The following is an 18,600-nucleotide window of genomic DNA, read 5'->3' as shown; positions in this document are numbered from 1 at the left end:
GTGGCCCAGTGGGCCGCCTTCACCGGCCTGCTGGTCGCCGTGTTGCTTCTCTTACTCGCTCTCGCACGGGATTCACAGACCGCGCTCAGTGACGACGACCCGATCAGATCCGCCGAGCCGACAGCCCACGACTCGCGGCCGGCCGATCCCGTCATCCCGCGCTTCGAACGCCCGGACCCGGACACAGAACCGTCCTCGGCGGTGTGGATCGCCAACGTCGTCCTCACGCAGGGCGCGTTCGGCGCGGTCGTGATCGTGGGGGCGCTCGCGCTCTCGATCCCGCTGTGGGCCGTCGGCGTGCCCGACACTGCACTGGCCCGTGGCTTGCCCGGTCTCGCCGTCGGCGTCGGCTTCGGCGTCGTCCTCTGGGTCGCAAACGAAGGGGCCGGCGCACTCGCCGACGCGACCGGTGCGGGGTACGACGAGACGGTCCGGGAGTTGCTCGCACCGGAATCACTCGTCGGCTGGGCGCTCTTGCTCGGCGTGGCCTTGCCAACAGTCGCCGTCGTCGAGGAAGTGATCTTCCGCGGGGCCGCCATCGGCGTCGTCGCCGCCGGCTTTTCGGTGTCGCCGTGGCTGCTGGCCGTCGTCTCCGCACTCGTCTTCGGGGCGGCCCACGGTGCACAGGGGCCGGTCGGCATGGCCGTCACCGGCGGACTCGGACTGGTGCTTGCGGCGGGCTTCGTCCTCACCGACAGTCTGCTGGTCGTGATCGTCGCGCACTATCTGGTCAACGCACTGGAACTGGTCGTCCACGAGGGGCTTGGCTACGACCGACTGACCATCGAAACGGTGGCGGGTGCCGGTTAGAGCGACAGTCCGGCGTTTCGCTCGACCACGCGGTATCCTTGGGCTTCGAGCGCCGCTTCGCGGTAGCGGTTGGCGACGAGCCACTGGGGCAGCCGTCGAAGCCCGAAGCGCCGGTCGGAGTCGACGCTGATCTCGACGGTCGTTCCCCCATCGCCATCCTCGTCGATGGTCACCTCGTAGGTCCCCCACGGCTGACTGCCAGCGGTGACGACCAGTTCGAGGTCGTTCGTGTCGTCGCCGGGCCGCGATTCGACCGTCAGCTCCGTCGAGCGCAGACCGAACAGGTACGAGATCGTGTAGGCCCACGCGTCGTCGGTCTGCTCGATATCGTCGGCGATTCCCCACTGGAAGGAAAGCGGCGGCGGGCAGGCGCTCTCGAAGTCGGCGCGAACGTCCGCGGGATCGGCGTCGGTCGACAGCGTCGTGGTTCCGTCGGAGCGCACGATTGGAAGCCGGATGGCGGCGACGACAGCGAGTGCAACAGCGAGACCCCACAACAGCGGGAGCGAGAGGATTGCGACGCCGGCGATCGAGGCGACGACGAGCGCGACGGCGGCGCTGATCGGTCGTTCGATGCGTCGATACCGGTCGGCGACCGCGGCCGCGTCTGTCGGGACCGCGATATCGTCACTACGGGAGGGCATCGACGGAAGTGAGAGCGGTCCGACCGTAGGCGTTACGCTCGATCAGGCGCGGCGACCGCGCTCGTCAGCGTTATCCCACGGCGAGACGATGAACGGATATGACCGATATCTTCGCGATTCGGACACCGACACAGCGTCGCCTCGTGGTCGGTGCGTTGCTCACCTACGTGGCCCTGTTCGCCGCCGACCTCACGACGGACTGGGCGCTTGCAGGACCGATCTCCGACCTGCTCGTCTCGGTGCTCGTCCTCGCCGCCTGTGTCGTCGGCATCCAGCGGATCAACCGTGACGGCGCGAGTACGCTTACGAAACTCACCGTGGCCGCGCTGGGACTGGCCGGTGTCTCCATCGGCTACGAGGGGCTGGCGAAACTCGACGTGGTGGCACAGATTCCGGCGCTGGAAGCGGCCGGGTCGCTGGCGCTGCTGGTCGCACTGGGCCTGTACTTCTACGAGAACTACGCCTGAATCGCGACAGGTAACGCTTACACCGGCCGAGCCACTGCACAGAGCCATGACCGACGAGGCGACGGCGTTCGTGCCGGGACACGTGACTGGCTTCTTTACGAGCGACCCGGCCGACGACCCGACGAAGGCAGGCTCACGCGGCGGTGGCATCGCGCTGGCCGACGGCGTGACCGTCACCGTCAGCGCGAGGCAGGATCGCTCCGTGACGCTGAACGGCGTCGACATCGAGATCGAAGCGGTCGACCGCGTCCTCGACGCGCTCCGGGCGGACGTAGCGGTGCAGGCAGCGACGCCGCTGCCGCTTGGCTCTGGCTTTGGCGTCTCCGGCGCGATGGCGCTGGGGACGGCGCTCGGGACCAACGCCGTCCGCGGACGAGGACTCTCCGAGAACGAACTGGTGACGATCGCACACGGCGCGGAAGTGCAGGCGGGCACCGGGCTGGGCGACGTGGTCGCACAGGCACGCGGGGGCGTCCCCCTGCGACTCGAACCGGGCGGGCCACAGGACAACTACATCGACGCCATCCCCGCGCGGGGACGGGTCGAGTACCACGTCATCGACGAACTGTCGACCGAGGACGTGCTGGGGGGCGACACCGACGCGCTGACCAGGGCCGGCGAAAAAGCACTCTCGCGCGTCGTCAAGCAGCCGACGACCGGGGCGTTCATGCGTGCAGCCCGTCAGTTCGCCCGCGAAGCCGAGTTGCTGACCGACGACGTGCAGGCGGTGATCGAGGACGTGGCCGCCGCCGACGGGGAGGCCGCGATGGCGATGCTCGGCGAGACGGTCTTCACGCTCGGGACGGGACTGACCGACGCAGGCTACGACGCGACCGTCACCGAGATCCACCCCGGCGGCGCGACGCTCGTCGGTGACGCGTAGTCGAGCGGACCGCTTTTTGCCCCCCGACGGCGAGTGCCCGGTATGAGCGAGATCGAGATTCCCGAGTCCCATCCACGCTACGAGTCACTACTGACCCGCCACCGCATCGAGGACGGGGTCGAGAAGGGGATCACGTCGAGACAGGGATTGATCGCACAGGGTCGAGGAGAGGCTTTCGACTACTTGCTGGGGGAGCAAACCATCGACTCGGCCGCCAGTGCCGAGCGGGCCGCCGCTGCCCACTTGCTACAGGCCGACCACGCCGTCCTCTCGATCAACGGCAACGTCGCCGCGCTGGTCCCGGGCGAGATGGTCGCACTGGCCGACGCGACCGGCGCCGATCTGGAAGTGAACCTCTTCAATCGGACCGATGAACGGATGGAACGCATCGTCGACCACCTGCAGGCCCACGGTGCCGAGGACGTGCTCGGTCTCACTGCCGACGGCCGGATTCCCGGGCTGGACCACGAGCGCGCGAAGGTCGACGCCGACGGCATCGGCGACGCGGACGTGGTGCTCGTCCCGCTGGAAGATGGCGACCGCGCCGAGGCGCTGGCCGAGATGGGCAAGACCGAACTCGTCGTCGATCTCAATCCGATGTCGCGGTCGGCCCAGACGGCGACGGTGCCCATCGTGGACAACATCATCCGGGCCGTCCCCGCCATCACCGCTCACGCCGAGGAGTTGGCCGGCGACGAGCGCGCCCAGCGGGCGGCGATCGAGGACTTCGACCGAGAGCACGCGCTCGCGGCCGCCGAACGAGCGATCCGAGAGGGCGGCGACTGACGGTCCGTCGGCGCGCGAGTCCGGGGCACGGACGACCGGACGACCGGAACACGTTTTGTCGATCGGTCGTCAGGGTTCGATATGCATCCGGTGAGGAGACGACCATGATACCGGAGTCCCTCCAGATCGACCAGTCGCTGCTCGACGGCCGAGCGGTCGCCCACGGTTTGCGGACGAACGACCAGACGTGGTGCGACGGACACGACCAGCTACAGGGTCTCCTCCGGGTTCTCTACCCGGCGTATCGAATCGAGTACAGCTACACAGTGTCGGGGACGTTTCCCTGGTCCGGCCCGGATCACGAACACGAAGTCGCGCTACTCGATGGCCTGTTCGAGGACAACGACGCGGGTCTGGCGATGGAGCGCCACGCGGCCCGGACGACGGAGACCGTCGACCCGCAGGCCCGCTACGGAGACAACGAGATTCCGACGGTCCTGCTGGGCCACCACGGCGACGAGGCACGCGCCGCATCGGTCCTCCCGACACGGCTCGAACACGAGCGCGAACGGGCGACCCGACAGATCGAGCGGTGGCGCGAGCAGGCCGAGGAAGCCGAACGCGCGGGCGATCACACGGAAGCCAGACGGCTTCGTCATCGCGTCCAGACCACCCACGACGACGACCCGCTGGCGGATCTCAGGGACACCTACGGACTGCCGGATGCCGTCGACGCCGACTCGTTCGACGCCGTCGAGCGGATCGACCGCGTTTTCGTCCCGTTCTGGATCGCCGAGTTCGACGCCGACAGCCAGTCCGACCTCTGTTATGTCGCCGTTCGCCCGACGGACGGCGACTGGGACACAGACAGGATCACGTCGGTCGGGTGGCTCGAACAGTTCGTCGCCAGCCACCAGTCACTACTGGAGACCGAAGGGCAGTGGCTCGGCGGCTCGGACACCGAGACCACGTTCGAGAACGGCGACGAGAACGACAGTGTCAGGAGCGAACGCCAGCAGGCGGCCGGAGACGAGATCGTCGACCCACCCGAGGCGAAACTGCTGTCGGCCGAGCAGCTGATCGATCCCAGCCCCGACCGCAGCCTCGCGGATGTGGGCGGAATGGGGCGGCTCAAGCAGACCCTCGAAGCGAAAGTGCTGGAGCCACTTCGGAACCCCGAACGGTACCGCGAGTACGGCCTGAGCACCGTCGACGGCGTCCTCCTGCACGGCCCGCCGGGCTGTGGCAAGACCTACGTGACCGGGGCGCTCGCGGGCGAACTGGGTCAGTCGTTCCTGCGGGTCTCGCCGGCCGATCTGTCGAGCAAGTACATGGGCGAACCTGCACAGAAGGTACAGGAACTGTTCGCCATCGCCCGCGCGAATCAGCCGTGTCTGCTCTTTCTGGACGAACTCGACGCGGTCACGGTCGCCCGCGGCAACGACGACGCCAATCAGAGCGAGCAGGGGATGGTCAATCAACTGCTGACGGAACTGGAAGCCGTGAGCGACGAGGACATCGTCGTCGTGGGTGCGACGAACCACCTCGACGACATCGACAGCGCGATCCGCCGGTCCGGGCGCTTCGACGAGCGGATCGAAGTCCCGCCGCCCGATGCCGACGCCCGCCGCGAAATCTTGCAGGTCCACCTCGCCGGCCGCCCGACCGATCCCGATCTCGACCTGTCGACGGCGGTCGCCAACACAGCTGGCTACGCCGCCAGCGACCTCGAACTCGTCGTCGACGAGGCCGCCCGTGCGGCGCTCGACGCCGACTGCCCAGTCGGGACCGAGCAACTCGACGCAGCCGTCTCGGCGACCGAGACGAGCATCGACGAGTGGATCGGCCGCTACGACTTCGTCGCCGCCGAGACCGACGGAACGGGAACGGTCGTCCAGCCAGCCGATGTCGAGCACTTGCAAGCCGATGCCATCGTCACGAACGACGTTGGCCGGACTTTCGACGACGTGGGCGGGATGGCCGACCTCAAGACGACGCTCGAAGAGAAGGTGCTGGAACCGCTTCGCGACCCCGAGCGGTTCGAGACCTACGGACTGGACCCGACCAGCGGCGTCCTGCTCTATGGGCCGCCGGGCTGTGGCAAGACCTACATCACCGAGGCGCTCGCGGGCGAACTCGATCACTTCTTCATCGAAGTCTCGCCGGCGGCGCTGGTCAGCAAGTGGATGGGCGAACCCGCCCAGCGTGTCGCCGATCTGTTCGAGATCGCCCGCGCCAATCAGCCCTGCATCGTCTTCGTCGACGAGATCGACGCCGTTGCGGGTGGTCGTGGCACGGGAACGAATCAGAGCAGCCAGCAGCTAGTCAATCAGCTGCTGACGGAACTGGAGACGGTCGACGATGAGAACGTCGTCGTGGTCGGCGCGACGAACCTGATCGAGGACGTGGACGGTGCGATCCGCCGGTCCGGTCGCTTCGACGAGCGCGTCGAGGTCCCCCCGCCCGACGCTGACGCGCGCCGGGAGATACTGCGGGTCCACCTCGCGGAGCGGCCGGTCGCCGACGCGGTCGACTGGGAGCGACTGGCCGACGCGGCGGCGGGCTACGCCGCCAGCGACCTCGAACTCGTCGCCGACGAGGCCGCCCACCGGGCGCTGCGTGCCGGCGAGCCAGTGGCGACACACCACCTGCAGACTGCCATCGAGCGCACGGAATCGAGCCTGCGGGCGTGGGACGACGGCGAGCGCTATCGCGAGAGCGAGCGAACGTCCGATCTGCGGTATCTGGGCTGATAGCGCCGGCTGTTTCGAGCTATTCGCGACCCCCGAGGTCGAGAGATTCTCCACAGACGGACAGCCGACAGTACGAGCGGGGCGGTATCGGCGTCTCTCTGGAATCCCCGGTCCGAGGAGCGTACCGACACGACGGTAGGTCCCCGCTTCCCTACTGTTTTCACGAAACTCGACTGCCAGCGACAGCACCCGCGGACCACCACGGAACGCAACGCTCATTAGTAATTAGTGATACCACTAGGTTGTATGAGCGATTTCGAGCAGTTCAGCGACGTTGGTGAGGCGGAAGTGACACGTGCGATCGGTCAGGAGTGGACCCAGGAGTTCCTGGACTTCTCCGACTGTGAAGTGATCATCGTCGGTGGTGGCCCGTCGGGGCTGATGGCAGCCAAGGAGCTATCCGAGCGAGGTGTGCAGGTCATGGTCGTCGAGAAGAACAACTATCTCGGTGGTGGCTTCTGGCTCGGTGGCTTCCTGATGAACAAAGTAACCGTCCGGGACCCGGCCCAGAACATCCTCGACGAACTCGATGTCGATTACAAACAGTCCGAAGACTCCGAGGGCCTGTACGTCTCCAACGGTCCCGAAGCCTGTTCGGGCCTGATCAAGGCCGCCTGTGACGCCGGCGCGAAGATGCAGAACATGACGGAGTTCACCGACATCGTCATCCGCGAGGACCACCGTGTCGGTGGCATCGTGATGAACTGGACGCCCGTCCACGCACTGCCTCGCGAGATCACCTGCGTCGACCCCATCGCCGTCGAGGCGGACCTCGTGATCGACGCCACCGGACACGACGGGATGGCCGTCAAGAAACTCGACGAGCGTGGCGTCCTCGACGCACCGGGTCTGGAAGACGATGCGAGCGGGATGGACCAGACCGGCGACGACTCCTACGGCGCACCGGGCCACGACTCTCCCGGTCACGACTCGATGTGGGTCGGCGAGTCCGAGGACGCTGTCGTCAAACACACCGGTCTCGCCCACGACGGTCTCGTCGTCACCGGGATGGCGACCGCGACGACGTACGGCCTCCCGCGCATGGGACCGACCTTCGGCGCAATGTTGGTGTCGGGCAAGCGCGCCGCACAGGTCGCGCTCGACGAACTCGAAGTCGACGCCGACCCGGTCGACGTGACCGCCTCGTCCGCGGCCCCCGCTGACGACTAGAAGCACCGTCGTCGAAGTACATCGATCCGAATGGCGATCGGTGGGGGGTGTGACCAAAAAAGCGCGATCCTCAACCCTGCAAACGAGGGCAACAGCGGCGAGCAGCGAGGTGCTACCGACGGGTAGGCCCCCGGTATTGCGAGCACCGCGCGGTCCTACTCGTCAGGCCCGATCCTCGGCGAAGTCCCGGAGCGCCTGCAGTGGCTCTCGAACCGCGTCGAACTTCGTACCGGGTGTGACAGCCTGTGCATCTCGGTCCCAGTCGACGAAGTCGTGCTGGGAGAGATACGGGAGATGGACGTGGTGGAGTTCGATACGCAGTGTTCGTGGATCCGACGAATCGAAGTGACCCGAATCGGGCGCAACCGAGATCGTCTCCTGGTCCGAGCACTCAAGCAGGTCGAACATGATCTGTCGCCGCACTGGGCTTGCGAGTGCTTCGAGAAGTGGTGAGAGTCGAACCATACACTAAGATTGGTATCGTATCTTCGTAACAGACCCGAACAATGTTAGCGCAAGGGGTGACCGGTTCACCACAGTGTGAACGCTTATATTTATTAGTTCCTGCAGTATATATTCCACAGTACTAATGTTTTCAGAGGTGGACAAATGAGTGATACGAGTGACACGACAGCACTCGAAACGATCCACTTCCTGTCGGGGTCCCAGTACCGCTACGAGATTCTCCAGGCCTTCGCCCAGCAGGGATCGTTCACCAGACAGGAGGTCCGCGACGTGGTCGATGCGTCACGGTCGACGGTCCGCCGGACGCTCGAAGCGTTCGCCGCACGGGGATTGATCGATTCGGTTGCGGGTGGCTACCGACTGACGGCGACGGGCCAAGCACTCGCCAACGGGGTCGAAGACGTCGTCGAACTGGCACGGATCACCGAGAAATACGATCCACTGCTGGGGCGATTGGGGCAAACCGTCCACGGGCTTGACCCGACGTGGCTCGACGGTGCGACGATGACGGTGGCGACGGAGACGAACCCCTTCGGGCCGGCACAGCGACAGACCGAGACGGTCGAGACCGCGACGACGTTCCGGGGATTCCTGCCCGCGATCGAGATCGAGGGCGCCAGACTCGTTCACGAACGGATCACGGCGGGGCAATTGCGCGCCGAGATCGTCGTTCCGTCGGCGATGCGTGAGACGGTGGTGGAACCGCCGTTCGCATCGCTGTTTCGAGAACAGTTGGCGACGGATGAATTCGAGTGTTACGTCGCCGACGACCTTCCCTTCTACCTCGGACTGGCAGACGACGACGCGACCGAGATTGGCGTCGCAGACCCGGACGGCATCCCGCGTGTGCTGGTGCAGTCGACCGATCAGGACCTGCGTGCATGGGGAGAACGAGTCTTCGAACAGTATCAGCAGTCGGCCAACAGTCTCGACGAGAGCGAGTGCTGACGGTTACAGATCAAAGTCCGGGTCCTCGTCTTCTTCTGGTGCTTCCTCGAAGGCTTCGGGTGGCTGGCCGGCTTCGTCGACGACTTCGTCGGAGACGATGAGCGGGCAATCGACGCGCAACGAGAGCGCGATGGCGTCCGACGGGCGCGCGTCGAAGACCATCTCTTTGCGGCGGTCGTCGAGATACTGCTCGGTGTCGATCTTCGCGTAGAAGGTGCCGTCGGCCAGGTCGTCGATCCGAACACGGTCGATCGCCGCTCCGAACTCGGCGACCATCTCGACGAGGAGATCGTGTGTCAGGGGTCGCTCGAAGGGCTCGCCTTCCAGCGCCAGTTGCATCGACTGGGCCTGGTCCGAACTGACGAAGATCGGCACCACTTCGCCGCGTGCGCGCAGGAGGACGACCGGTGCGCCCGGCCCCTCCTCGCCGACGCCGATGCCGACGCCTTCGACGGTAGCCTCGTGTTCCATGCACAGTCGTTAGAGGTGGAGGTATGAAAAGCTGTGTAGTGGCACGAAAGGAGGCCAAAGAAGAGTGGGGGCAGCAACGCCGTCCGTGTCTCTCCACGGTTTCGAGAGCGCACGTCTTCCAGCGGGCGCGCCTGACACGGACGATGGAGATCTGTCCCGGATCGCCCGCACGACAGCGTGGGGCCGACCGGGGAAACGGCGACGACGTACCGTGTGATCGTTCCGTGACACCCGACGCCCACAACGGTCGATTAATCCGACTTAAATCGGGCAGCAAAACCGGCTAAATCGGCTTAATTCGGGCGTATCCGGGTTTCTCGCGATACCCCTTCAAGTGGGATCGGCGGTGTAGGTGTGAGTGGAGAAACAGACAGATGCAACACAAGACCATCGCCGGACTCGTGCTCGCCGCCCTCATCATGACGGGATCGGCGGCCGCACTTCCCGGCAACGCACCCGCACAGGCAGACGAACACGCCGCCGACGACGCCGAGGCTGCGGACGCGACCGCCCCGCAGGACGAGCGCGACACTGTGAACGAATCGACCGGCCGGCCCGACGACGTGCCCGCGGCCGACGATAGCCAACGTGGTCCGCCCGCCGAGATGCCCGAGCAGGTCCCGGCCTTCGTCAGCGAGATCCATTCACTGATCGACCAGAAGGTCGCCGGTGACCTCGCTGGCTCGCTTGGCGAGCAGATCAGCGACCTGACCCCCGACGACGATGCCAGCGACGAACGCGACGCGGCCGGTGAGGACGCGGACAGCGATGGACCCGACGAGGAAGCGACCGGCGAGACGGACACCGACACCACGACTGAAACGGACGACAAAGAAGCGACCGACCAGACGGAAACGGACGACGGCGACGACACTGCGACCGAAGCCTGAGAGGTCCACACGTAACGCGGCGCTTTTTACGACGCAGTCCCTCTCTTCGGTATGGGCGAGTCCACCGACCGAATCGACACCAGCGACCTGCGCGAGCAGATGGAACTCGACCGCTGGCAGGCGCTGAAAGCGGTGACGCCGTTCCTGTTGCTCGGACTCGCCGACCTCGTCTTGCTGCTCGAGTGGGGACTCAATCCGCTGTGGGGGTTCATGATCCTCCCGCCGATCCTCTTTATCAGCGTACTCGCCTGGATCGCGTTCCGTACTGGCTTTACCCAGGACCGCGGGCAGGCGGGCGTCGACGAGTAGGTCCCGAGGACCTACGCCGAAAAGAGGTCGTCGACGGCCGCCTGTGCGGCCAGTGCCGCGTCGTCTGCGACCTGCCGTTCGTCGTGACGACCGTCGGGGGCCTTGAGGTAGACGTCCACGTCCAGCACGCCGTCCTCGAAGGAGACGGTCACGTCGATATCCTCGACAGTACCGGCGTCGTACCGTGAAAAGACGACGTCTTCGGCAGCCGTCGCGGCAGTCTCGACGACCGTCTCGTCCGACGGCTCGTCACTGTGCGACTCGTCGGTGGGCATCTACGCGCCGCCAGCGCCGGGACCGCCTGCGCCGCCGGGGCCGCCACCGAGCATCTGCTGGAGCTCGCCCTGCAGGTCCTCGAACTGCTCGCGGACGCGCTCTTCCTGCTTTTCGAGAGTCTCGGTGCGGATTTCGAGTTCGTCGACCTTCTCTTCGAGGTCCTCGACGGCCTCGTCGTAGTCGGTCTTGACGAGCAGTTCGCCGACCTCGCGGTACATCGTCGAGTCCTCGTCGATGTCGTCGAGTTCGTTCAGTGCGGTCTCCGATTCCTGAAGCTGGGTCTCGGCCTGCTGCTTCTGGGCCGCGACCTGCTGTGCTGTCTCCTGAAGGTCCTGAAGCTCTTCGAGTTTCTCCTGTGCTTCCGGCGGCAGATTACCCTGCATATCCATCACCTCGGGGGCCGCACTGAAAAACCATTGCTTTCACCCTGAGACGGTCAGACCGCATTCGGCGTCGCTATTCGGGGTACAGCTCGACGGTCTCGTCGATCGATTCGATCCGAGCCACGTCCTCCGCGTCGAGGCTGAGGTCGGTCGCTTCGAGGTTCGCTCTGAGGTGTGTCTCCGAGGACGCTTTGGGAATCGTCACCACGTTGTCGTAGCTGGTGAGCCACGCGATAGCGACCGCTGCCGGCGAGGCGTCGTACTTGTAGGCGATGTCGTCGATGATCGGGTCGTCGAAGACCTTGCCACCGGCGAGTGGCGAGTACGCCACGAGCGGGTAGTCGTGGTCCTGTGCGTCGGTCAGCAGGGCGTCCTGCTGGAAGTAGGGATGAAACTCGATCTGATGGGCGGCGATCGGTGCGTCGAGGTGCTCTCGGGCCGTTTCGAGTTGGTTGGGTTCGAAGTTCGACAGCCCGACCGAATCGGCGAGACCGTCCTCGACTACCGCCTCGACGGCTGGCAAGGTCGTTTCGGGATCGTAGTCGCCCCGTGGGCGATGGACGTACAGCAGATCGACGCTGTCGAGACCGAGTCGGTCGAGGCTCGCTTCGGTGCCCGAACGTACGGCGTCGGTCCCGAGTCGGTCGATCCAGAGTTTCGTCGCGACGGTCAGGTCAGAGCGTGCCACGTCACTGGCCGCGATGGCGTCGCCGACGACGGATTCGTTGTCGTAGACCTGTGCCGTATCGAGGTGGCGATACCCGATGTCGATTGCACGTTCGATGGTGCTGGCGTCGTCGATACCCATCGTTCCGAGACCGACGGCTGGAAGCTCCATACGACCAATAGTAGGTACCACATGTTGTGTCTGCCGGCTCTGGGCACGGGTCGTCCGCTCCCCGTCCGCAACTTCGGGCGTTTCCCTGTTTCATACGGAAAGTTGTCGTTGCGTACCGGTGAGCGCCGCCACGGGATAGACGTTCACCGGGACATCGCTACAACCGTCCGTATCAGGCCCGCGCTACTCTGAGACTTCGTCGGCGTATTCCGCCCACTTCTCTACTGTGGGCTGGCCCCAGTAGCGGACGCAATCGCTTCGTTCGTCGTAATCGAGTACCCCCGCTCTGTCGAGTTCCGGTAAGTGGTCCTCGACGAGAGCGTCCCTGACGGCAGACACCTCCGTGTCGGTGCTTTCGACACGGCCCATGCCACGCTGAGCGACCACCGTCGCGAGCGTCTCGACGTCCGCAGTCGTTTCGTCGCACCCTGCGAAGTGGAGACAGACCGCGCGGCGGCGCCAATCTGCGAGCAGTCCGAACACGTCGTCGACCATCGGCGTGGTGAGACCGCGGTCCCGCGGTGTCATGCCACGCCACTCGTCACTGCCAGGCTCAGTCGTGGGTTGATTGCTCATGATGCTGGCGTTCGAGTAAACCACAGCCGACGCCAATAACTAGCCACCTAGACGGCTAGGCTATCGTGGGACCAACACGATACGATCGATTAGATCATCGATGGCTGAAAAATACCAGCGATCACGGATCGAAGAGGTCGCCGAGTAGGTTTCGTTCGGCACGGCGAAGATGCTGGTGGAGCGTCGAGGACGCGATATCGATCGACTGGGCTAGTTCCTCCGCGGTACTTTCGCGTGGCCAGTCGTAGTAGCCGGCCAGATAGGCGGCCCGGAGGACCTCGTGCTGGCGGTCGGTCAGTGAGTCGACCGGCGAGACCCCGTCGTGGTCGTCTGCTGGCTGTGCGTGTTCGGTCTTGGCGACGAGTTCCGTCGCTGGATTGTAGCGCTCGACGACGTTCTGGATCGCTCGAATATCGGCGTCTGCCGAACTTTCGACGATCACACGGACTCCGCCTGGTGACGTCGTCGCCGTCTGGAGGCGTGCGCCGGCTTCAGAGAGGGCGACGGACAGCGACGAACCGGTGTGGATCTCGACGATCTGGTCGCCGTCAGTGCGCGTGACGGCCGCCGAGCGGTCCCCGTCGGACGCGTTGATCGCGTCGACGATGGCGTCGGGATCTGCCCCGTCGACCCGGAGGTACTGGACGACGCCGTCGCCCGTCTCGACGGTACCGGCAGTTTCGAGCGTGCAGTCACAGCGGTCCGCCAGCCAGACGAGACACGCGTCCTCACTCCGGGATCGGAAGGTCAGGGTGACCGTCGCGTCTCGCTGCAACAGGCGCTTGTTCTGGATCGCCGTCAGCGCAAGCCCGATCGTCTCGCCCAGTACGCCGAAGCTCTCGGTCACTCTGTCGCTGAAAGCGTCGGGTTCGGTGGCGTACACGGCGAGGATACCGTGTGTCGCCTCGCCGTGTTGCAGTGGGACGGCGACCATCGATTCGAGACCGGCGTCGAGCGCGTGCTCGCGCCACGGGCCGAAGCGATCGTCGCTGCGGATCTCGGAGACGACCTGTACGTCACCGCTCCGACAGGCGCGGCCGCCGGGACCCCGCCCCCTCGGACAGTCGTCGGTTCGGACCTCGATCGCGTCGAGGTAGTCCGTCGCATCGCCCGCACTGGTCAGCGGGACGATGCTGTCGCTGGACCGCTGTCGTTCGCCGATCCAGGCGAGTTCGTACCGACCCGCTTCGACCAGTCGATCACAGACGATCCGCTGGAGTTCCTCGCGGCTGGCGGCGTCGCCGATCGAAGCGATGATCTCCTGGACGAGTTCGTTGGTGCGGTTGAGCGTCGCCAGTTCGTCGCGCTGGCGCTCGATCTGCTCGGCGCGCCGATTGCGCTCGGTCACGTCGCGGACGACCCCCATCAGGCCACCGTAGGTCCCGTCCTCGGTGGGCAACAGCGTGTAGTGGATCGACATCTCGCGGTCTTCACCCGATCGTGTGCGAAACGTCAGGTCCACTTCGGTGCTCTCTACGTCGGGATTGTCGAGTAGATGCTGGACGGTCTGTTGTCCGACCTCCAGTTCACCCGGTGCGAGGGTGACGGCTGCGTGTTGGCCGATGAGTTCCGTGCGCTCGTAGCCGAGGTTGGCGGCGAACGATTCGTTGCAGAAGTCGATGACGCCGTTGTGATCCAGCGTGTACAGACCGTCCTGAGCCTGTTCGACGAGTCGTTCGAGCAACGCACTGTGGGCTTCGTGACGAACACGGTCGGTCACGTCGTCGAACCGTTCGAGCGTGAGTCCCACCTCGATCGCCGAGAGATCCTGACTGTCGCGAACGTAAAACCGCGACCGTCCCGTCGTCGCGACGACGAGCGACTGCTCGTCCGAAACGTCGACGCTGCCGTCGAGTTCGAACAATCGCGATTCCTCGGGGACCGTCGAGAAGAGTGCCTCCAGACGCGCGTAGAAGTCGGTCGTCTCTGGAATCGTCGTGTCGGTCGTATCCACGGGAAACGCCGTCTCGAAGGAGTGACTCGACCAGACGACCCGCCCGGTGTCGTCGACGACGAACAACGCGGTCGCATCCCGTAGTTCCTCTTCGACGGTCGAGAGTGCCTCGGACAGCGCGTGTTCGGTCGCACCGGTGTGACTGCGCAGGAGCGTGCGCAGTTTCTCGGCGAGAAACACGATGGCGCTGTCGCCGTCCCCTCGTTCGACGACCGTCTCGACGCGATCGAGTATCCGTGGTGGGACGGTCGACTGATCGGTCTCCGTGTACAGGACGATCGGGCAGGAGAGGGCGTCACACAGTGCGTCGAACACGGACGAGTCGACGACGCCATCCAGCACGAGACACGACCAGTGGTCGGTCGTGACGACGGTCGATACTCGCGCCTCAGTCGTGGCGGTCAGTGTCACGTCACCGCCGAGGCACCGCTCCAGTTCGTCGGCGACCGTCCCATCGGGACCGCCGTCGGTCTCGACGTACAGGACCCGAGCGCCGGATCTGACCGTTCGTGTCGGGGTCTCGTCCCCGTCGCGGCCCATCGTCACTGACACCTCGGGAGGAAAAAGAAGGTCACGGTGTGATTCTGTCAGTGAAACCATTCACCACCACTGGCATAATATCTTTCGGACGGACAGTCGCATCGCAAAAACCGGACCGGTGGAGGTGCTATCGGATCTGTGAAGGCGTCTCGTCGCCCCGACTGACTTGTTCTGCCACTGATAGCAGTGTCGCCCAGGTGTTACAGCCTGCCCGCAGCGCAACGAGGTCGGCGGCTTCGATCTCGACGACGACGGTCGCACCCTCGCGCCGGAGGGTCGCGGTGGTTCGGTCACCGCCGATCTCGCCGATCTCGGGACGGACGCTCCGCTCGACGTGGCGTGCTCGCTCTGGGGTCTCGTACTCGAAGGTAAGAACTGCGTCGTGATCCACGCTACTGGACGTCGATTTCTTTGACGTCGCGCGACCGCTCCTTCAGGAGGACGCGGTGACCGCAGTACGGACAGCGGACGCCGCCGTACTCGTCGAGCGTCACGTCGCGCTTACAGCGGGAACACTTGTAGCTCATTACTCGTCCTCGTCGTCGGAGAGTGCGGCGCGGATCGAGCGGGTGACGGTCTTACCACCGGGGGTCTGTGGGCGGTACGTTCCGCCGGTGTACTTGTAGCCACAGTAACTGCACTCCCAGATGCCGGTGCCCTGACGGTCGACGCGGTCCTTGCCACACTCGGGGCAGGCGTGGTCGTCTCGCATGTCTTCCTCGATCTCGGCGACGCGGCGGCGTGCGACGCGGCCGTAGCGAGCACCGAAGCGGCCGGCACTGCCGGTTCGTCCCTTGTCCTTAGCCATAGTGTCCTACTGTCGGCCTAGGACTTTCATAAACCTGTTGAGTTCGGACTGCCGCGAAAGATGAGAAAAACGAAACGTCACGCGGGGGTGACGTGGTGCACCGCGTCGTACGGGTGTGTTAGCCGGTCTCGTTTGCTGGCGTGGGCGTCGCAGTCTCGTTCGTCGGTGCGGGCGTCGCGGTTTCGTTTGCCGGCGTGGGCGTCGCGGTTTCGTTTGCCGGCGCGGGCGTCGCGGTCTCGTTTGCCGGCGCGGGCGTCGCAGTCTCGTTTGCCGGCGTCTCGGGGGCCGGCGCGACGATTTCGACCTGAACGGTGTCGGTGTTGTCACCGTCGTCGGCTTCGAGCGTGTACGTGCCCGGTTCGAGACCATCGGTGTCGAGGGTCACGGTCCAGACACCATCGAGACCCCACTCGTCGGTGGAGTTGATGTCGAAGTTATCGACGGACGGTCCTTCGATCGCTTCGACGGAGATGGTGTTGTCGTCGGGCTTGCGGTTGGTCAGGCCCTGAACGACCATCGTCTCACCGACTTCGATCTGCTCGACGCCGTCCGCCTGCGAGCCGGACGGATAGATGCTCTCGATCGTGGTCGAGCCGTCCGTGTAGCGGAAGGACTGCTCGATCAGGAGGTCGTCGCTCGCGACCTCGTCGACGGTCTCGTCGGTGATCCGTTCGAAGACCTGCTCCTGGGTCAGGCCGGTGCCGATGCCCTGGATGTAGTTCTCCAGCGCGCCGAGGTCGGCGCTGGTCTGACCGGGCAGGATGCCGTCACCGGTGCTGCCGTCGCGACCGAGACCGATGACGAGACTACGGATCGTCCCTTCGTTGAGTTCGCGCCCGTCAGCAGTAACGAGCGGAATGTCGTCTTCCTCGAACGTGTCGTCGTCGTCGACGCTCACCTGATCGGTGACAGTCCGACCGCGCGAGTCGACCATGACGACGAGCACGTCCTGCAGACCGGGGGCGACACCGGCGACGTCGACGGTGCCGTCCTCGACTGCGACCTGCGCGTTGATCGTGCGGAAGGTCCGGGCATCGTCGAGACCGGGCTGCTGCACGATGATCGAGGTCTGGGAACTCGTCGCGCTACTGAACTGCGAGGTCGTCAGCGACCGGCGGATGTCGCCGTCCTGATCGCGAGCGTCCTCGGCTTCGACGACGCCGACGCGGTAACGACCGGGGATCGAGAGGATGTCACTGGCCTGTGAGAGCAGGACGTCCTCTTCCTCCCACTCGCCGGTGGCGTCGACGCTGATGAGGTCGCTGTCGTCGAAGTTACCGTCCTCGTTGACGTCGATCAGTTCCCAGTCGCCCTGATCGCGGGCGTAGACGACCACGTCGTCGATGCCCGGCGCGGCGGATCCGCGCACGTCGACATCGGCACCGGCGACGTAGGTCCCGTCGGGACTGTCGAAGGTGAGGTCACCCTGCTGGATGGTCAGGGATGGATCGTCCTCGGAGTCTCCGAGGTCGGCCGCCACGTCTTCGAGCGTCCGGTCTGCCTCGTAGAGGTTCACGTCGATCGTGGCGTCGTCGAGGACTGTCGAGTCGATCTGGCCGACGCCGAGACCGGTGTCCTCGTCGATCTGGACCTGTGCCCAGGCGAAGTCGGCCTGGTCGTCGTCGTTGGTGTCGAACGTCCCGCGGTCGACGACGTCCTGGATGTCACGGAACGCGTCGACGTCGACGCGGTTGTTCCGGAAGTCGTCCTGTTCGATGACGACGTAGTGTTCCGCGCCCGCGGTCGAGCCACGGATCGTGTACCCGACGCGCTCGCCGCGCGTCGCGCTGTCCTGATCGAGGTCGAGGCTCACGTCCGTCTCGGTCGTCACCGAGAACGTGGACGAGCGGGTCGCAGCGCCGAAGTCGAGGTTGTCCCAGCCCTCGACGGTGACCGTGTAGTCACCCTCTTCGAGGTCACTGAGATCGACCGCCCAGTACGCCGCGTCGACGCGCGATGCGTTCGCGAGCTGTTCGTCATCGAACTGGCCGACCCCCTGCAGGTAGACGACACCGGTACCGGTCCCGCGCTGACCGGGGTTGCCGACGACTTCGGGGTTGTCGGCGTAGGGACCGGAGAGTTCGCCGACCTGACTCTCGGACAGCGCCTCGGCGTCGGTGAGGACGTCACCAGTAACGTCGTTTCCGTTCTGGTCACGGATGACGAGTTCGAGGTCTTCGGCTTGCTCGAAGTTCCACTCGGCGCTGACCAGCAGTACCTCGTCTTCCTGGACCGACGAGCCAGCGACGTCGACGCCGCGCTGATTGATCAGTTCGAGGTCCGTGACCCGCGGGGTCTGGACCGTCACACCGGCAGCGTCAGCGTTTCCGTTGAACGCGTACTGACCGGAAACCTGATCCTGCGGGATCGGTAGTTCGAGTGGCTGGCCCTCCGCGTCACCGGAGACGCCGACCAGCTGTGATGCACTGACCGAATTGCCGTCCGAGTCGACCAGTTCGAGGTCGTCTTCACCCTGGAAGACGACCGGTTTGGACTCGTCGACGGTAATCTCGCTCGGGCCGCCGACACCGGGATCGAACTGCGTGTTCCCACCGCCTCGCTGGACAGTGGCAGCGTACCCGATGCCGACCACCATCGTCGAGAGTACCATGATGGCGACGAGTGTGATCGCTTGAATTCTGTTTCGTGATGTCATGCGTTGTTGATGTGGTTCCGTATTTTATATACT

General features: G+C 65.2%; 21 protein-coding genes. 9 read left to right on the top strand and 12 right to left on the bottom strand.

The genetic code is table 11. The annotated features are described in order from the left end of the window. Entirely contained in the window at positions 1 to 810 is an 810-nt protein-coding gene (locus AC5FRW_RS18010; protein ID WP_493569848.1) for a CPBP family intramembrane glutamic endopeptidase, read from the top strand. On the opposite strand, the gene AC5FRW_RS18005 is transcribed toward AC5FRW_RS18010, so the two are convergent. Next, positions 807 to 1,454 carry a hypothetical protein gene (locus AC5FRW_RS18005; protein ID WP_493569847.1) on the bottom strand — a complete coding sequence of 216 codons (648 nt, stop codon included), beginning with the start codon at positions 1,452 to 1,454 and terminating at the stop codon, positions 807 to 809. The two genes, AC5FRW_RS18010 and AC5FRW_RS18005, sit on opposite strands and share 4 nt — an antisense overlap. Before the next feature lie 98 nt (positions 1,455 to 1,552). Here AC5FRW_RS18005 and AC5FRW_RS18000 point away from each other — a divergent pair, with 98 nt between their 5' ends. The 5 genes from AC5FRW_RS18000 (at position 1,553) to AC5FRW_RS17980 (ending at position 7,453) form a co-directional block, all read left to right on the top strand. Beyond that, positions 1,553 to 1,921, top strand: coding sequence for a hypothetical protein (locus AC5FRW_RS18000; RefSeq protein WP_493569846.1), 369 nt, complete (start codon positions 1,553 to 1,555; stop codon positions 1,919 to 1,921). 46 nt (positions 1,922 to 1,967) lie between these two features. Further along, positions 1,968 to 2,804, top strand: coding sequence for a pantoate kinase (locus AC5FRW_RS17995; RefSeq protein ID WP_493569845.1), 837 nt, complete (start codon positions 1,968 to 1,970; stop codon positions 2,802 to 2,804). Between the two features lie 42 nt (positions 2,805 to 2,846). Beyond that, the gene (locus AC5FRW_RS17990; RefSeq protein ID WP_493569844.1) at positions 2,847 to 3,590 is read left to right on the top strand and encodes a 4-phosphopantoate--beta-alanine ligase; all 744 of its coding nucleotides are present in this window, start codon (positions 2,847 to 2,849) and stop codon (positions 3,588 to 3,590) included. A 104-nt stretch (positions 3,591 to 3,694) separates the two neighbouring features. Next, on the top strand, positions 3,695 to 6,283 hold the full coding sequence (locus AC5FRW_RS17985; RefSeq protein WP_493569843.1) for an AAA family ATPase: 2,589 nt from the start codon (positions 3,695 to 3,697) through the stop codon (positions 6,281 to 6,283). 246 nt (positions 6,284 to 6,529) lie between these two features. After that, positions 6,530 to 7,453, top strand: coding sequence for a sulfide-dependent adenosine diphosphate thiazole synthase (locus tag AC5FRW_RS17980; protein ID WP_493569842.1), 924 nt, complete (start codon positions 6,530 to 6,532; stop codon positions 7,451 to 7,453). A 162-nt stretch (positions 7,454 to 7,615) separates the two neighbouring features. Here AC5FRW_RS17980 and AC5FRW_RS17975 read toward each other — a convergent pair whose 3' ends face one another. After that, positions 7,616 to 7,918, bottom strand: a complete 303-nt coding sequence (locus AC5FRW_RS17975; protein ID WP_493569841.1) for a DUF7344 domain-containing protein — start codon at positions 7,916 to 7,918, stop codon at positions 7,616 to 7,618. 144 nt (positions 7,919 to 8,062) lie between these two features. Here AC5FRW_RS17975 and AC5FRW_RS17970 point away from each other — a divergent pair, with 144 nt between their 5' ends. Next, positions 8,063 to 8,866 (top strand): helix-turn-helix transcriptional regulator, encoded by an 804-nt coding sequence (locus AC5FRW_RS17970; RefSeq protein WP_493569840.1) that lies wholly within the window; start codon positions 8,063 to 8,065, stop codon positions 8,864 to 8,866. 3 nt (positions 8,867 to 8,869) lie between these two features. On the opposite strand, the gene AC5FRW_RS17965 is transcribed toward AC5FRW_RS17970, so the two are convergent. After that, on the bottom strand, positions 8,870 to 9,337 hold the full coding sequence (locus tag AC5FRW_RS17965) for a bifunctional nuclease family protein (protein ID WP_493569839.1): 468 nt from the start codon (positions 9,335 to 9,337) through the stop codon (positions 8,870 to 8,872). A 374-nt stretch (positions 9,338 to 9,711) separates the two neighbouring features. On the opposite strand from AC5FRW_RS17965, the gene AC5FRW_RS17960 reads away from it, so the two are divergent. Next, positions 9,712 to 10,227 (top strand): hypothetical protein, encoded by a 516-nt coding sequence (locus tag AC5FRW_RS17960; RefSeq protein WP_493569838.1) that lies wholly within the window; start codon positions 9,712 to 9,714, stop codon positions 10,225 to 10,227. Between the two features lie 51 nt (positions 10,228 to 10,278). Next, positions 10,279 to 10,536, top strand: coding sequence for a DUF8142 family protein (locus AC5FRW_RS17955; RefSeq protein ID WP_493569837.1), 258 nt, complete (start codon positions 10,279 to 10,281; stop codon positions 10,534 to 10,536). 11 nt (positions 10,537 to 10,547) lie between these two features. On the opposite strand, the gene AC5FRW_RS17950 is transcribed toward AC5FRW_RS17955, so the two are convergent. The 9 genes from AC5FRW_RS17950 to csg all read right to left on the bottom strand — a co-directional run bounded on the left by AC5FRW_RS17950 (position 10,548) and on the right by csg (position 18,567). Continuing rightward, positions 10,548 to 10,811 carry a DUF3194 domain-containing protein gene (locus AC5FRW_RS17950; protein ID WP_493569836.1) on the bottom strand — a complete coding sequence of 88 codons (264 nt, stop codon included), beginning with the start codon at positions 10,809 to 10,811 and terminating at the stop codon, positions 10,548 to 10,550. Then, complete coding sequence (locus AC5FRW_RS17945) at positions 10,812 to 11,195, bottom strand: prefoldin subunit beta (RefSeq protein ID WP_493569835.1); 384 nt, start codon at positions 11,193 to 11,195, stop codon at positions 10,812 to 10,814. 73 nt (positions 11,196 to 11,268) lie between these two features. Then, complete coding sequence (locus tag AC5FRW_RS17940) at positions 11,269 to 12,033, bottom strand: aldo/keto reductase (protein ID WP_493569834.1); 765 nt, start codon at positions 12,031 to 12,033, stop codon at positions 11,269 to 11,271. Positions 12,034 to 12,216: 183 nt separating this feature from the next. Continuing rightward, a complete protein-coding gene (locus tag AC5FRW_RS17935) occupies positions 12,217 to 12,561 on the bottom strand; it encodes a DUF7344 domain-containing protein (RefSeq protein ID WP_493569833.1) in 345 nt (114 codons plus the stop codon). 169 nt (positions 12,562 to 12,730) lie between these two features. Further along, on the bottom strand, positions 12,731 to 15,103 hold the full coding sequence (locus AC5FRW_RS17930; RefSeq protein WP_493569832.1) for a bacterio-opsin activator domain-containing protein: 2,373 nt from the start codon (positions 15,101 to 15,103) through the stop codon (positions 12,731 to 12,733). A gap of 127 nt (positions 15,104 to 15,230) precedes the next feature. Next, positions 15,231 to 15,494: a KEOPS complex subunit Pcc1 gene (locus AC5FRW_RS17925; RefSeq protein ID WP_493569831.1), complete on the bottom strand. Its 264-nt coding sequence runs from the start codon at positions 15,492 to 15,494 to the stop codon at positions 15,231 to 15,233. A gap of 1 nt (position 15,495) precedes the next feature. Further along, the gene (locus AC5FRW_RS17920) at positions 15,496 to 15,630 is read right to left on the bottom strand and encodes a DNA-directed RNA polymerase subunit P (protein WP_493569830.1); all 135 of its coding nucleotides are present in this window, start codon (positions 15,628 to 15,630) and stop codon (positions 15,496 to 15,498) included. Further along, positions 15,630 to 15,911: a 50S ribosomal protein L37ae gene (locus AC5FRW_RS17915; protein WP_493569829.1), complete on the bottom strand. Its 282-nt coding sequence runs from the start codon at positions 15,909 to 15,911 to the stop codon at positions 15,630 to 15,632. Before AC5FRW_RS17915 ends, AC5FRW_RS17920 begins: the two co-directional genes overlap by 1 nt. Before the next feature lie 118 nt (positions 15,912 to 16,029). After that, on the bottom strand, positions 16,030 to 18,567 hold the full coding sequence (csg, locus tag AC5FRW_RS17910) for an HVO_2072 family ArtA-dependent S-layer glycoprotein (RefSeq protein ID WP_493569828.1): 2,538 nt from the start codon (positions 18,565 to 18,567) through the stop codon (positions 16,030 to 16,032). Positions 18,568 to 18,600 lie beyond the last annotated feature (33 nt).

It is taken from the genome of Halomicrobium sp. HArcht3-1, assembly GCF_058933345.1.
The sequence above is the reverse complement of the archived record's forward strand: the minus strand, read 5'-3'. Positions and strand labels throughout refer to the sequence as shown.